Genomic DNA, 12,084 nt, shown 5'->3' on the forward strand with positions numbered 1-12,084 from the left:
TACTGTATATGCACACAGTAAAGAGCCCGCGCCATGCAAATCATCGACAAGCTGAGCATCCTCGCCGACGCCGCCAAGTACGACGCCTCCTGCGCCAGCAGTGGTGCGCCCAAGCGCAGCTCCGAGGGCAAGAGCGGGCTCGGTTCGACGGACGGCATGGGCATTTGCCACAGCTACACGCCGGACGGGCGCTGTGTGTCGTTGCTGAAAATCCTGCTGACCAACTTCTGTCTTTACGATTGCCAGTACTGCGTCAACCGCCGTTCCAGCGATGTGCCACGTGCGCGCTTCACCCCGGAAGAAGTCGTGACGCTGACCATGGATTTCTACCGGCGCAACTGCGTCAGCGGGCTGTTTCTCAGCTCCGGGATCATTCGCTCGGCGGACTACACCATGGAGCAACTGGTGCGCGTCGCCAAGTTGCTCCGCGAAGAGCACGAATTTCGCGGCTACATCCATTTGAAGACCATTCCGGAAGCCGATTCCGCCTTGATCGAAGAAGCCGGGCGCTATGCCGATCGCCTCAGCGTCAACATCGAACTGCCCACCGATGCCAGCCTGCAGACCCTGGCGCCGGAGAAGGACATCACCTCGATCAAGCAAGCGATGAACACCATCTACACCGGCGTGCAGACCGTGTTGAACGAGCCGCGCTCGGCCAAGTTCGCTCCGGCTGGGCAGAGCACGCAACTGATCGTCGGTGCCGATGACACCGACGACAGCACCATCCTCCACAGCGCTCAGTCCCTGTATGGCAACTTCCGTTTGCGCCGGGTCTATTACTCGGCATTCAGTCCGATCCCCGACAGCCCGAAAAGCGTACCGCTCGCCGCGCCACCGCTGATGCGCGAGCACCGTTTGTATCAGGCTGATTTCCTCCTGCGCAGCTACGGCTACAGCGCTGACGAATTGCTCAAAGGCCCGGGCAATCTGGCGCTCGATATCGACCCGAAGCTGGCCTGGGCGCTGGAAAATCGCGAAGTGTTCCCGCTGGACCTCAACCGTGCCGACGCAACGTTGATCGCACGCATCCCGGGCATCGGCTTGCGCACCACCGAGCGCTTGGTCGAGTTGCGCCGTCAGCGCCGCATCCGTTACGAAGACGTGGCACGGATGCGCTGTGTGCTGGCCAAGGCCAAGCCGTTCATCATCACCAGCGATTACCACCCGCAACAGGCGGAAGTCACCAGCCACATGCTCTACCAGCAATTGCGCGACCGGCCGATGCCGCAGCAGATGGGATTGTGGGGATGATCAGTCTCGATTGTGACGATCTGTTCGACACCTGGCGCCAGCAGGCGCGCTGGTTGCTCAGCCATGAGATCGATCCGAGTCTGGTGAGCTGGGCGGCGGAAGGCGTTGGCGATCTGTTTGCCAGTGATGATCACGTGCCCGAAGGGCAGGGGCCGTTTCAGGCGCGTATTCCCCGTGCGCTGCTCGCCACCCTCGAACAAGCGGCGCGCTATCGCGGCGAACAGCGCTGGAGCCTGTTGTATGAAGTGCTCTGGCGCGTCAGTCACGGCGACCGCACGGCGATGATGGCCGGCGACAAGCTCGGCAGCGAATTGCAGCGGCGCATCAAGCAGGTCAGCCGCGAGGCCCATCATCTGCATGCGTTTGTGCGTTTCATCGAGCGGCCGAAGGATCAGCCCGGTCCACAATATGTGGCGTGGCACGAACCGGCCCATGACATCCTGCACAGCGCCAGCGAGCATTTCATCGGGCGCATGGGCCAGCATCGCTGGTTGATCGCCACACCGCGTGACGGCGTTTATTACGACGGTGAGCAATTGATTCACGAGCGGCAGTGCCCGATCGAATGGCAGCAACTGGCACAGAACGTCGATGACCCCCACGGCGATTTGTGGTTGACCTACTACAGCCACATCTTCAACCCGGCGCGGTTGAATCCGAAGGTCATGCAAGGACATCTGCCGGTGCGGTTCTGGAAGAATCTGCCGGAGGGCGAGTTGATACCGGGATTGATCACCCAGGCGCGGATGGGCAAGCAGCAGAATGGGCAGGCGAGCGGGATTGCTGATCGACTTGGTAAACGGATTGCCTTGAAGAGCGAAAAGCCTACCCTCACCCCAGCCCTCTCCCGGAGGGAGAGGGAGCCGACCGAGGTGTTCTTGCGAACTCCATCGACCTGAATGGCCGAGGTGAATGCGATTTTTGAAAAGCGCACAAGTCGGCTCCCTTTCCCCCTCGCCCCCCTGGGGGAGAGGGCTGGGGTGAGGGGGAAAAGATCTCCAGCCTTACACAAAAAAAACCAACAACCACAATCAAAAAAGCCCCCCACCAATCACTCGGTGGAGGGCTTTTGAGCATCAGCAGTCGTCAGATCAAACCTTGACGATCCAGCCCGCTGGCGCTTCGATGTCGCCGGTCTGCACGCCAGTCAGCTCTTTGTAGAGCTGCTGGGTTACCGGGCCTACCTCGGTTTCGCTGTGGAACACATGCAGGTGATCGTTGTAGCTGATGCCACCGATCGGCGTGATCACCGCAGCGGTACCGCAGGCACCGGCTTCCTTGAAGTCCGACAGCTTGTCGATCAGCACGTCGCCTTCAACCACTTCCAGGCCCAGACGCGATTTGGCCAGTTCGATCAGCGACAGGCGGGTGATGCCTGGCAGGACCGATGGCGAGTTCGGGGTGACGAACTTGTTGTCGTGAGTGATCCCGAAGAAGTTGGCCGAACCGACTTCCTCGATCTTGGTGTGGGTCATCGGATCGAGGTAGATCGCGTCGGCGAAATTGGCTTTCTTGGCTTTCGAACCCGGCATCAGGCTGGCGGCGTAGTTGCCACCGACCTTGGCCGCGCCGGTGCCTTGCGGCGCCGCGCGGTCGTAGCTGGAGATCTGGAAGTTGTGCGGAGTCAGGCCGCCCTTGAAGTAGGCGCCGACCGGGATGCAGAAGATCGAAAAGATGAACTCGGGCGCAGTGCGTACGCCGATGTTGTCACCGACGCCGATCACGAACGGGCGCAGGTACAGCGCGCCGCCGGTGCCGTACGGCGGGATGAAACGCTCGTTGGCGCGAACCACGGCTTTGCAGGCTTCGATGAACTGCTCGGTGTCGACCGTCGGCATCAGCAGACGCGCGCAGCTGCGTTGCATGCGCAGGGCGTTCTGGTCCGGGCGGAACAGGTTGATCGAGCCGTCCTTGCAGCGATAGGCCTTCATGCCTTCGAAGCACTGCTGACCGTAGTGAAGGGCAGTGGAGCCTTCGCTGATGTGCAGGACGTTATCTTCGGTCAGGGTGCCTTTGTCCCACTCGCCATCGCGAAAGTACGACAGATAGCGCTTGTCGGTCTTGATGTAGTCAAAACCCAGCTTGTCCCAATTGATGCTTTCGTTACCCATGACACCCTCTATCACTGAACAACCGCCGAAACGGTTCAAGGCTTCTGACGTTTTTTTGGATGGGCACAACAATACTTCATTCTTGAGCGGTTTCGCAGCCCGGACTATCGGATGACACTCAGATAAATAGTGTTGCCCTCAAGAATTCGCGAGCAGGCTCGCTCCCACAGGGGGAATGCATTTCAAGTGTGGGAGCGAGCCTGCTCGCGAAGGGGCCTACAGATGCAACGCATGCCCCAGCGCCCGCAACGCCGCTTCCTGCACCGCTTCGCCCAAGGTCGGGTGGGCATGAATGGTGCCGCCGATGTCTTCCAGGCGCGCGCCCATTTCCAGGCTCTGCGCGAATGCCGTCGACAATTCGGAAACCCCGACACCCACCGCTTGCCAGCCGACAATCAAATGATTGTCACGACGTGCGACCACCCGGACGAAGCCGCTTTTCGATTCCAGGGTCATTGCGCGGCCGTTGGCGGCGAACGGGAAGCTTGCAACGATGCAGTCCAGCCCGGCAGCCTTGGCCTCGTCCGGAGTTTTGCCGACCACCACCAGTTCCGGGTCGGTAAAGCACACGGCGGCGATGGCGGTGGGGTTGAACTCACGGGTTTTGCCGCTGATCAGCTCGGCAACCATCTCGCCCTGAGCCATGGCGCGGTGAGCAAGCATCGGTTCGCCGCTGACATCGCCAATGGCGTAGACGTTGCGCATGCTGGTCTGGCAACGGCTGTCGATCCTGATAGCCGAACCGTTCATGTCCAGATTCAACGCTTCGAGATTGAAGCCCTGCGTATTGGGTTTGCGTCCGACCGCGACCAGTACCTGATCGGTTTCCAGATTGAGGGTTTCGCCTTCTGGATCGCGCACCTGCAATGTGCCGTCGAAACCCAGCACACTGTGTTTGAGGTACAGCTTCACCCCCAGTTGCTTGAGCGCCTCATGCACCGGTTGTGTCAGCTCCGCGTCGTAAGCCGGAAGAATTCGGTCCTGCGCCTCGACCACACTGACTTCGGCACCGAGCTTGCGATAAGCGATGCCCAGCTCCAGGCCGATGTAACCACCGCCGACCACCACCAGACGTTTCGGCACAGACGTAGGCGCCAGCGCTTCGGTGGAGGAGATGATCGGTCCGCCAATCGGCAGGATCGGCAGGTTGACGCTGGTCGAACCGGTGGCCAGCACCAGATGTTCGCACTGGATACGCGTATCGCCGACTTCCACGGTTTTGCCGTCGATGATTTTCGCCCAGCCGTTGATGACCTGAACCTTGTTTTTCTTCAGCAGCGCGGCGACACCAGTGGTCAGGCGATCAACGATGCCATCCTTCCACTCGACGCTTTTGCTGATATCCAGGGTCGGCGCGGCAACGCTGATGCCGAGCGCCGAATGCTGGCTGTGATGCTGCGTCTGATGAAACTGCTCTGCCACATGAATCAGCGCTTTCGACGGAATGCAGCCGATATTCAGGCAGGTGCCGCCCAACGATTGGCCTTCGACCAGGATGGTCGGGATGCCCAATTGCCCGGCGCGGATTGCCGTGACGTAACCGCCGGGGCCGCCGCCGATGATCAGCAGGGTGGTGTTCAAAGTCTGCATTCCATTACTCCACAAACAAGGTCGCGGGTTGTTCGATCAAGCCACGAATGGCCTGGATGAAAAGCGCCGCGTCCATGCCGTCGACCACGCGGTGATCGAAGGAGCTGGAGAGGTTCATCATCTTGCGGATCACCACCTGGCCTTTGACCACCATGGGCCGCTCGACGATTTTGTTCACGCCGACAATGGCCACTTCCGGCAGGTTCAGCACCGGCGTGCTGACAATGCCGCCCAGCGCACCGAGGCTGGTCAGAGTAATGGTCGAACCGGACAGCTCATCGCGGCTGGCCTTGCCATTGCGCGCGGCGTTGGCCAAACGCGAAATTTCCGCGGCGCTGTCCCACAGGCTGCGCGCTTGGGCGTGACGCACCACAGGCACCATCAGGCCAACATCGCTTTGCGTGGCGACGCCGACATGCACCGCGCCCAGGCGCGTAATGACTTGCGCTTCGTCGTCGTAACGGGCGTTCATCTGCGGGAAGTCGCGCAGGGCGACGACCAGCGCGCGAACGAGGAACGGCAACAAGGTCAACTTGCCACGGCTGGCGCCATGCTTTTCATTCAGATGCGCACGCAGCTCTTCGATCGCGGTGACGTCGATTTCTTCAACATAACTGAAGTGCGCGGCACGCTGAGTGGCATCCTGCATGCGCTGGGCGATCTTGCGGCGCATGCCGATCACTTGAATCTGTTCTTCGTCGTTACGCTGGGCGTACGCGGCGGCAACCGGTGCCGAAGCGTTCGACTGACCTTGCGCCAGATAGGCTTCAAGGTCTTCGTGCAGCACACGACCGGCCGGGCCGGAACCGCGCACCAGACGCAATTGAATACCCAGATCCAGCGCATGTTTGCGCACGGCCGGCGATGCGAGCGGGCGTTCATCCGCTTCGCGAGCAACCATCGGGCCTTGGCAAACGGCAGCCGGACGTGGTGCGGTGGCTGCGGCGGGTTTGCTTTCGACAGCGGCTTCAACTTTCGGCGCAACCGGTGCTTCTTTGACCGGCGCGGGCGCGGCGGACTCTTTAAGGTTGCCAGCCCCTTCGACTTCGATGCTGATCAGCACACTGCCGACCGCCATCACTTCACCCGGCTGACCACCGAGCGCAATCACTTTTCCGTGTACCGGCGATGGAATATCGACCATCGCCTTGTCGGTCATCACGTCCGCCAGCACCTGATCTTCAACCACCAGATCGCCGACCTTGACGTGCCACTGCGACAGTTCTACTTCTGCGATGCCTTCGCCGATGTCCGGCATCTTGATAACGTGCGTGCCCATTCAGACCTCCATGACCCGTTTCAACGCCGCGCCCACGCGGGACGGCCCTGGGAAATACGCCCACTCCTGCGCGTGCGGGTAGGGAGTGTCCCAACCGGTGACGCGCTCGATCGGCGCTTCCAGGTGATGGAAGCAATGCTCCTGCACCAGCGATACCAGCTCGGCGCCGAAACCGCAGGTGCGGGTGGCTTCGTGAACCACCACGCAGCGGCCGGTTTTCTTCACCGACTTGACGATGGTTTCCAGGTCCAGCGGCCACAGGCTGCGCAGGTCAATGACTTCGGCATCGACGCCGGATTCTTCGGCAGCGACTTGCGAGACGTATACGGTGGTGCCGTAGGTCAGCACGGTCACGTCCTTGCCCGGACGAGTGATCGCGGCAACGTCCAGCGGCACGGTGTAGTAACCGTCCGGCACCTGGGCTTGCGGGTGTTTCGACCACGGGGTTACCGGGCGGTCGTGATGGCCATCGAACGGGCCGTTGTACAGGCGTTTTGGCTCAAGGAAGATCACCGGGTCATCGTTTTCGATGGAGGCGATCAGCAAGCCTTTGGCGTCGTACGGGTTGGACGGCATCACCGTGCGCAGACCGCAGACCTGAGTGAACATCGCCTCGATGCTCTGGCTGTGAGTCTGGCCGCCGTAGATGCCGCCGCCGCAAGGCATGCGCAGGGTCATCGGTGCGGTGAACTCGCCGGCCGAGCGATAACGCAGACGCGCTGCTTCGGAGATGATCTGGTCGGAGGCGGGGTAGACGTAGTCGGCGAACTGGATTTCGGCGACCGGGCGCAAGCCATACGCACCCATGCCGACGGCCACGCCGACGATGCCGCTTTCCGAGATCGGCGCGTCGAACACCCGCGAGGTGCCGTACTTGGTCTGCAGGCCTTCGGTGCAGCGGAACACGCCGCCGAAGTAGCCGACGTCCTGACCGAAGACGACGACGTTGTCATCGCGCTCAAGCATCACATCCATGGCCGAGCGCAGGGCCTGGATCATGGTCATGGTGGTCGTGGTCATGGCGGTTTCCAACTGAATATTGTTGTTGTGATCGTTCATGTCAGATCCCCAACTGCTGACGCTGGCGCTTCAAGTGCTCCGGCATCTCTTTGTAGACGTCTTCGAACATGGTCGCGGCGCTTGGAATCTGGCCACCGGCGAGGGTGCCGTACTGTTCGGCCTGTTTCTGCGCGGCAATCACTTCGGCTTCGAGTTCGGCGCTGACGGCCGCGTGTTCTTCTTCCGACCAGTGGCCTACCTTGATCAAGTGCTGTTTCAGACGCGCGATCGGATCGCCGAGCGGGAAGTGGCTCCAGTCATCGGCAGGGCGGTATTTTGATGGGTCGTCGGAGGTCGAGTGCGGGCCGGCGCGGTAGGTGACCCATTCGATCATGGTCGGGCCGAGGTTGCGCCGGGCGCGTTCGGCAGCCCAGGCGGAAGCGGCGTAGACCGCGTAGAAGTCGTTGCCATCGACACGCAGCGAGGCGATGCCGCATCCGACACCGCGTCCGGCGAAAGTCGTGGCTTCACCGCCGGCGATGGCCTGGAAGGTGGAAATCGCCCACTGGTTGTTGACCACGTTGAGGATCACCGGCGCCCGATAAACGTGAGCGAAGGTGAGGGCGGTGTGGAAGTCGGATTCGGCGGTGGCGCCGTCGCCGATCCACGCCGAGGCGATTTTCGTATCGCCCTTGATCGCCGAGGCCATGCCCCAGCCAACGCCCTGAATGAACTGAGTGGCGAGGTTGCCGGAGATGGTGAAGAAACCGGCGTCCTTGACCGAATACATGATCGGCAACTGGCGGCCCTTGAGCGGATCGCGCTCGTTGGACAGCAGTTGGCAGATCAGGTTGACCAGCGGCACATCGCGGGCCATCAGGATGCTTTGCTGGCGGTAGGTCGGGAAGCACATGTCATCGATGTTCAGTGCCAACGCCTGGGCGCTGCCGATGGCTTCTTCGCCAAGGCTCTGCATGTAGAACGACATCTTTTTCTGCCGCTGGGCGACGACCATGCGGTTGTCGTAGATGCGTGTCTTGAGCATCGCGCGCATGCCTTTGCGCAGGATCTCGACCGGCACGTTTTCGGCCCACGGGCCGAGGGCGTTGCCCTGATCGTCGAGCACGCGAATCAGGCCACGGGCGAGGTCGGCGGTGTCGGCAGGTTCTACATCGACAGGAGGTTTGCGCACCGTACCGGCATCGGTCAGATGCAGGTAGGAGAAATCGGTTTTGCAGCCGGGACGGCCCGAGGGTTCAGGGACGTGCAGGCGCAGCGGTTCATACGCTTGGGTCATGGCTTCTACGCTCGATCTTGTGAATTTCTTGTAGTGAGCTGGCAGTCATTCCCGTGTAGGGGAAATCTTGTCCTACAACAATCATAGGCGCGGCCAAGAAGAATATTTCTCTGTGTTTCGTTGCGCTGGCGACCATTTGCAGATAGAAATTCTGCATAAACATAAAAAACAGGTGGTTTTGTCTCATGCGCAAACTGGACCGTACCGACATCGGCATTCTCAACAGCCTTCAGGAGAACGCGCGCATCACCAACGCCGACCTCGCTCGCTCGGTGAACCTGTCGCCGACGCCTTGCTTCAACCGGGTCAAGGCCATGGAAGAATTGGGCTTGATTCGCGAGCAGGTCACGCTGCTGGATGCCGATCTGCTGGGGCTGCACGTGAACGTGTTCATTCACGTCAGCCTGGAAAAACAGGTGGAGGAGGCGTTGCAGCATTTCGAGGAAGCGATTTCTGATCGGCCTGAGGTGATGGAGTGCTACTTGATGGCGGGTGATCCGGATTATCTGATCCGCGTGCTGGTGCCGAGCATTCAGTCGCTAGAACGCTTCATGATGGATTTTCTGACCAAGGTGCCGGGGGTGGCGAATATTCGTTCGAGCTTTGCGCTGAAGCAGGTGCGTTATAAGACCGCGTTGCCGTTGCCGGCCAATGGGTTGACGTTGGGCAATTGATACGACTGACCTGCAGACGCCGATCGTTCCCACGCTCCGCGTGGGAATGCCGCCAGGGACGCTCCGCGTTCCGCCTCAAGAAGTGACGCAGAGCGTCACGGGATGCATTCCCACGCGGAGCGTGGGAACGATCAGTTGGCGCTGCTGGAGGCTGCGTTGCCGAACCGTCAGAGTTTGTTGAGCGGAATCTTCAGGTAAACCACGCCGTTGTCCTCAGGCGCCGGCATATTCCCCGCCCGCACGTTCACCTGAATCGCCGGCAGCAGCAACGTCGGCATGCCTAACCCAGCGTCACGTGTCGTGCGCATTTCGACGAACGCCGCTTCGTCGATCCCGTCATGCACATGAATATTGCTTTTGCGCTGTTCGCCGACAGTGGTCTGGCACTGTGAGGCGCGGCCTTCGGGCGGGTAATCGTGGCAGACGTAAAGCTTCACGCTGGCCGGAAAAGCCAGCAGCTTCTGGATCGACTTGAACAATTGCTGCGCATTGCCGCCAGGGAAATCACAGCGCGCGGTGCCAACGTCGGGCATGAACAGCGTGTCACCCACCAGGATCTGTTCGCCGTCGATCAGGTACGCCATGTCCGCTGGCGTATGGCCGGGGACGTGCAGGGCGGTGGCCTTGAGATTGCCGATCATGAACGACTCGTTCGGCGCGAACAGGTGATCGAACTGCGAGCCATCGACGCAAAATTCCGGCTCCAGATTGAACAGCGCCTTGAACACATTCTGCACTTTGCTGATCGATTCACCGATGGCGATCTTGCCGCCCAGTTCCCGACGCAGGTACGGCGCGGCGGAGAGGTGGTCGGCGTGGGCGTGGGTTTCCAGCAGCCATTGCGCTTGCAGCCGGTGCGCACGCACGAAAGCGATGATCTTGTCCGTCTGCGCCGTGCCGGTGCGCCCGGCGGCGCCATCGTAGTCAAGCACCGGGTCGACGATCGCGCACTGGCCGCCGTCGGCTTCATAGACCACGTAGCTGTAGGTCGAGGACGCGGGGTCGAGGAACGCTTCAATCTGGGCGGGCATGGCGAAAACCTGTGCTGGGGAATTTCGGGTTGCAACAGTTTATGTAAAAACATAATGTTCGCAGCTTAAGTGACCTTCAAGGCCTCGTGCAAATGCAATCCAGTCTGACCGAATGTGAAGTCGCCCAACTGCGCGCCTCGGCGTCCAAAGCTTGCGCGTTGCTCAAAGCCCTGGCCAATGAGGATCGTCTGTTGATCCTCTGTCAACTGACCCAGGGCGAACGCAACGTCGGCGAGCTGGAAAAAATGACCGGCGTACGCCAGCCGACGCTGTCCCAACAACTGGGCATCTTGCGCGACGAAGGGCTGGTCGCGACTCGCCGTGAAGGCAAATACATTTTCTACGGCCTGGCCAGTCACGAAGTGATCCAGGTGATGAAGACCCTGTCGGGGCTGTATTGCGGAGCGGTACTCAAGAGCTGGGAACAGCCATAAATGCCAGCCCTTACAAACACCTCCTGTGGGAGCGAGCCTGCTCGCGAAGGCGGCGTGTCAGCCGACGAATAGTTGACTGAGCCACCGCTTTCGCGAGCAGGCTCGCTCCCACATTAGTTGTTGTGGTGAGCCAAGAAAAACCTTGCGTGCAGCAAAAGGAACAAGCAATGAACGATCAACACTGGGGCCCATCCATCAGTGCGGACATCGTGGTCATCGGCGGCGGCACGGCCGGCATCGGTTTTGTCGCCAGCCTGCTCAAGCGTGACCCGCAGCTCAAAGTCACCGTGATCGAACCGAGTTCACAGCATTACTATCAACCGGCGTGGACGCTGGTCGGCGGTGGTGCGTTCGATGTGAAAGACACCGTCAGGCCGATGAGCAAAGTCATGCCGCGTCAGGCAACGTGGATTCAGGCCAGCGTCAGCGCCATCGACCCGCAAAGCCGCCAACTCACCCTCGACGACCAACGCACCGTCAGCTATCAGAACCTGATCGTCTGCCCCGGCCTGCGCCTGGCCTGGGAGAAAATCGAAGGCTTGCAGGAAAGCCTCGGTCAGCACGGCGTCACCTCCAACTACAGCTATCAGCACGCCCAGTACACCTGGGATCAAGTGCAGAAACTGCGCGACGGCCGGGCGCTGTTCACCCAGCCAGCGATGCCGATCAAATGCGCCGGTGCGCCGCAGAAGGCCCTGTATCTGTCTTGCGATTACTGGCGCAAATCCGCCGTGCTGAAAGACATCAACGTCGAATTCAATCTCGCTGGCGCTGCGCTGTTTGGCGTGCCGACCTTCGTGCCGCCGTTGATGAAGTACATCGAACAGTACGACGCGCAACTGGCGTTCAACTCGAATCTGGTCAAGGTCGACGGCCCGGCGAAAACCGCGTGGTTTGACGTCAAGGATGCCGCCGGCGATGTCAGCCGGGTCGCGAAAACCTTCGATCTGCTGCACGTCGTGCCGCCACAAGTCGCGCCGGATTTCATCGCACAGAGTCCTCTGGCCGATGCCGGCGGTTGGTGCGAAGTCGATCCGCACAGCCTGCAGCATCCGCGCTATCCCGACGTATTTGCATTGGGCGATATCTGCGGCACCAGCAACGCGAAAACCGCCGCAGCGGTGCGCAAGCAGGTGGTCGTCGTTGCACAGAACCTGCTGGCCGCGCGCAAACAACAGCCGCTGCCGCTCAAGTACGACGGCTACGGCTCGTGCCCGCTGACGGTGGAGAAGGGCAAGGTGATCCTCGCCGAGTTCGGCTATGGCGGCAAACTGCTGCCGACTTTCCCGCTGGACCCGACCGTGGCCCGGCGTGCGGCATGGTGGCTGAAGGCGACGCGGCTGCCGTGGTTCTACTGGCACGGCATGCTCAAAGGCCGCGAGTGGCTGACGCGTCTGTCCAGGGTCGACTGAGAA

The 12,084-nt window shown here is 60.9% G+C and carries 10 protein-coding genes and 1 pseudogene; 5 read left to right on the forward strand and 6 right to left on the reverse strand.

Annotated elements, in window-relative coordinates:
• The first annotated feature begins 33 nt into the window (after nt 1–33).
• A complete protein-coding gene (locus OC605_RS25485) occupies nt 34–1,254 on the forward strand; it encodes a putative DNA modification/repair radical SAM protein (RefSeq protein ID WP_262140219.1) in 1,221 nt (406 codons plus the stop codon).
• A pseudogene (locus OC605_RS25490) lies at nt 1,251–2,069 on the forward strand (TIGR03915 family putative DNA repair protein); the annotation flags it as partial. The gene OC605_RS25485 and the pseudogene OC605_RS25490, both read left to right, overlap by 4 nt.
• 276 nt (nt 2,070–2,345) lie before the next feature.
• Here the strand turns inward: OC605_RS25490 and OC605_RS25495 are convergent.
• The 5 genes from OC605_RS25495 to OC605_RS25515 all read right to left on the reverse strand — a co-directional run bounded on the left by OC605_RS25495 (nt 2,346) and on the right by OC605_RS25515 (nt 8,530).
• Nucleotides 2,346–3,365 (reverse strand): branched-chain amino acid aminotransferase, encoded by a 1,020-nt coding sequence (locus OC605_RS25495; protein ID WP_016775201.1) that lies wholly within the window; start codon nt 3,363–3,365, stop codon nt 2,346–2,348.
• A 216-nt stretch (nt 3,366–3,581) separates the two neighbouring features.
• A complete protein-coding gene (gene lpdA / locus OC605_RS25500; RefSeq protein WP_262140224.1) occupies nt 3,582–4,955 on the reverse strand; it encodes a dihydrolipoyl dehydrogenase in 1,374 nt (457 codons plus the stop codon).
• 4 nt (nt 4,956–4,959) lie between these two features.
• Nucleotides 4,960–6,234: a dihydrolipoamide acetyltransferase family protein gene (locus tag OC605_RS25505; RefSeq protein ID WP_262140226.1), complete on the reverse strand. Its 1,275-nt coding sequence runs from the start codon at nt 6,232–6,234 to the stop codon at nt 4,960–4,962.
• The gene (locus OC605_RS25510; protein ID WP_003224000.1) at nt 6,235–7,293 is read right to left on the reverse strand and encodes an alpha-ketoacid dehydrogenase subunit beta; all 1,059 of its coding nucleotides are present in this window, start codon (nt 7,291–7,293) and stop codon (nt 6,235–6,237) included. It abuts the gene before it with no gap.
• 1 nt (nt 7,294) lies between these two features.
• Nucleotides 7,295–8,530, reverse strand: a complete 1,236-nt coding sequence (locus tag OC605_RS25515; RefSeq protein WP_262140227.1) for a 3-methyl-2-oxobutanoate dehydrogenase (2-methylpropanoyl-transferring) subunit alpha — start codon at nt 8,528–8,530, stop codon at nt 7,295–7,297.
• A 185-nt stretch (nt 8,531–8,715) separates the two neighbouring features.
• Between OC605_RS25515 and bkdR the strand changes: the two genes are divergently transcribed.
• Nucleotides 8,716–9,204 (forward strand): Bkd operon transcriptional regulator BkdR, encoded by a 489-nt coding sequence (gene bkdR, locus OC605_RS25520; RefSeq protein ID WP_016775196.1) that lies wholly within the window; start codon nt 8,716–8,718, stop codon nt 9,202–9,204.
• Nucleotides 9,205–9,371: 167 nt separating this feature from the next.
• Here the strand turns inward: bkdR and OC605_RS25525 are convergent, their stop codons facing one another.
• Nucleotides 9,372–10,235 carry an MBL fold metallo-hydrolase gene (locus tag OC605_RS25525; RefSeq protein ID WP_262140229.1) on the reverse strand — a complete coding sequence of 288 codons (864 nt, stop codon included), beginning with the start codon at nt 10,233–10,235 and terminating at the stop codon, nt 9,372–9,374.
• 92 nt (nt 10,236–10,327) lie between these two features.
• Between OC605_RS25525 and OC605_RS25530 the strand changes: the two genes are divergently transcribed.
• Both OC605_RS25530 and OC605_RS25535 read left to right on the forward strand, forming a co-directional pair.
• A complete protein-coding gene (locus OC605_RS25530; protein WP_016775194.1) occupies nt 10,328–10,669 on the forward strand; it encodes an ArsR/SmtB family transcription factor in 342 nt (113 codons plus the stop codon).
• A gap of 167 nt (nt 10,670–10,836) precedes the next feature.
• The gene (locus tag OC605_RS25535) at nt 10,837–12,081 is read left to right on the forward strand and encodes an FAD/NAD(P)-binding oxidoreductase (RefSeq protein WP_262140230.1); all 1,245 of its coding nucleotides are present in this window, start codon (nt 10,837–10,839) and stop codon (nt 12,079–12,081) included.
• The last annotated feature ends 3 nt before the right edge of the window (nt 12,082–12,084 follow it).

The organism is Pseudomonas sp. Marseille-Q5117 (assembly GCF_946901175.1).
Classification (GTDB): domain Bacteria; phylum Pseudomonadota; class Gammaproteobacteria; order Pseudomonadales; family Pseudomonadaceae; genus Aquipseudomonas; species Aquipseudomonas iranensis.

Bases quoted from the DNA above. Each gene is read 5' to 3' on its own strand.
- OC605_RS25525 (WP_262140229.1), bottom strand. From the start codon at position 10,235: ATGCCCGCCCAGATTGAAGCGTTCCTCGACCCCGCGTCCTCGACCTAC.
- bkdR (WP_016775196.1), top strand. From the start codon at position 8,716: ATGCGCAAACTGGACCGTACCGACATCGGCATTCTCAACAGCCTTCAG.
- OC605_RS25485 (WP_262140219.1), top strand. From the start codon at position 34: ATGCAAATCATCGACAAGCTGAGCATCCTCGCCGACGCCGCCAAGTAC.
- OC605_RS25515 (WP_262140227.1), bottom strand. From the start codon at position 8,530: ATGACCCAAGCGTATGAACCGCTGCGCCTGCACGTCCCTGAACCCTCG.
- OC605_RS25535 (WP_262140230.1), top strand. From the start codon at position 10,837: ATGAACGATCAACACTGGGGCCCATCCATCAGTGCGGACATCGTGGTC.
- OC605_RS25510 (WP_003224000.1), bottom strand. From the start codon at position 7,293: ATGAACGATCACAACAACAATATTCAGTTGGAAACCGCCATGACCACG.
- lpdA (WP_262140224.1), bottom strand. From the start codon at position 4,955: ATGCAGACTTTGAACACCACCCTGCTGATCATCGGCGGCGGCCCCGGC.
- OC605_RS25495 (WP_016775201.1), bottom strand. From the start codon at position 3,365: ATGGGTAACGAAAGCATCAATTGGGACAAGCTGGGTTTTGACTACATC.
- OC605_RS25530 (WP_016775194.1), top strand. From the start codon at position 10,328: ATGCAATCCAGTCTGACCGAATGTGAAGTCGCCCAACTGCGCGCCTCG.
- OC605_RS25505 (WP_262140226.1), bottom strand. From the start codon at position 6,234: ATGGGCACGCACGTTATCAAGATGCCGGACATCGGCGAAGGCATCGCA.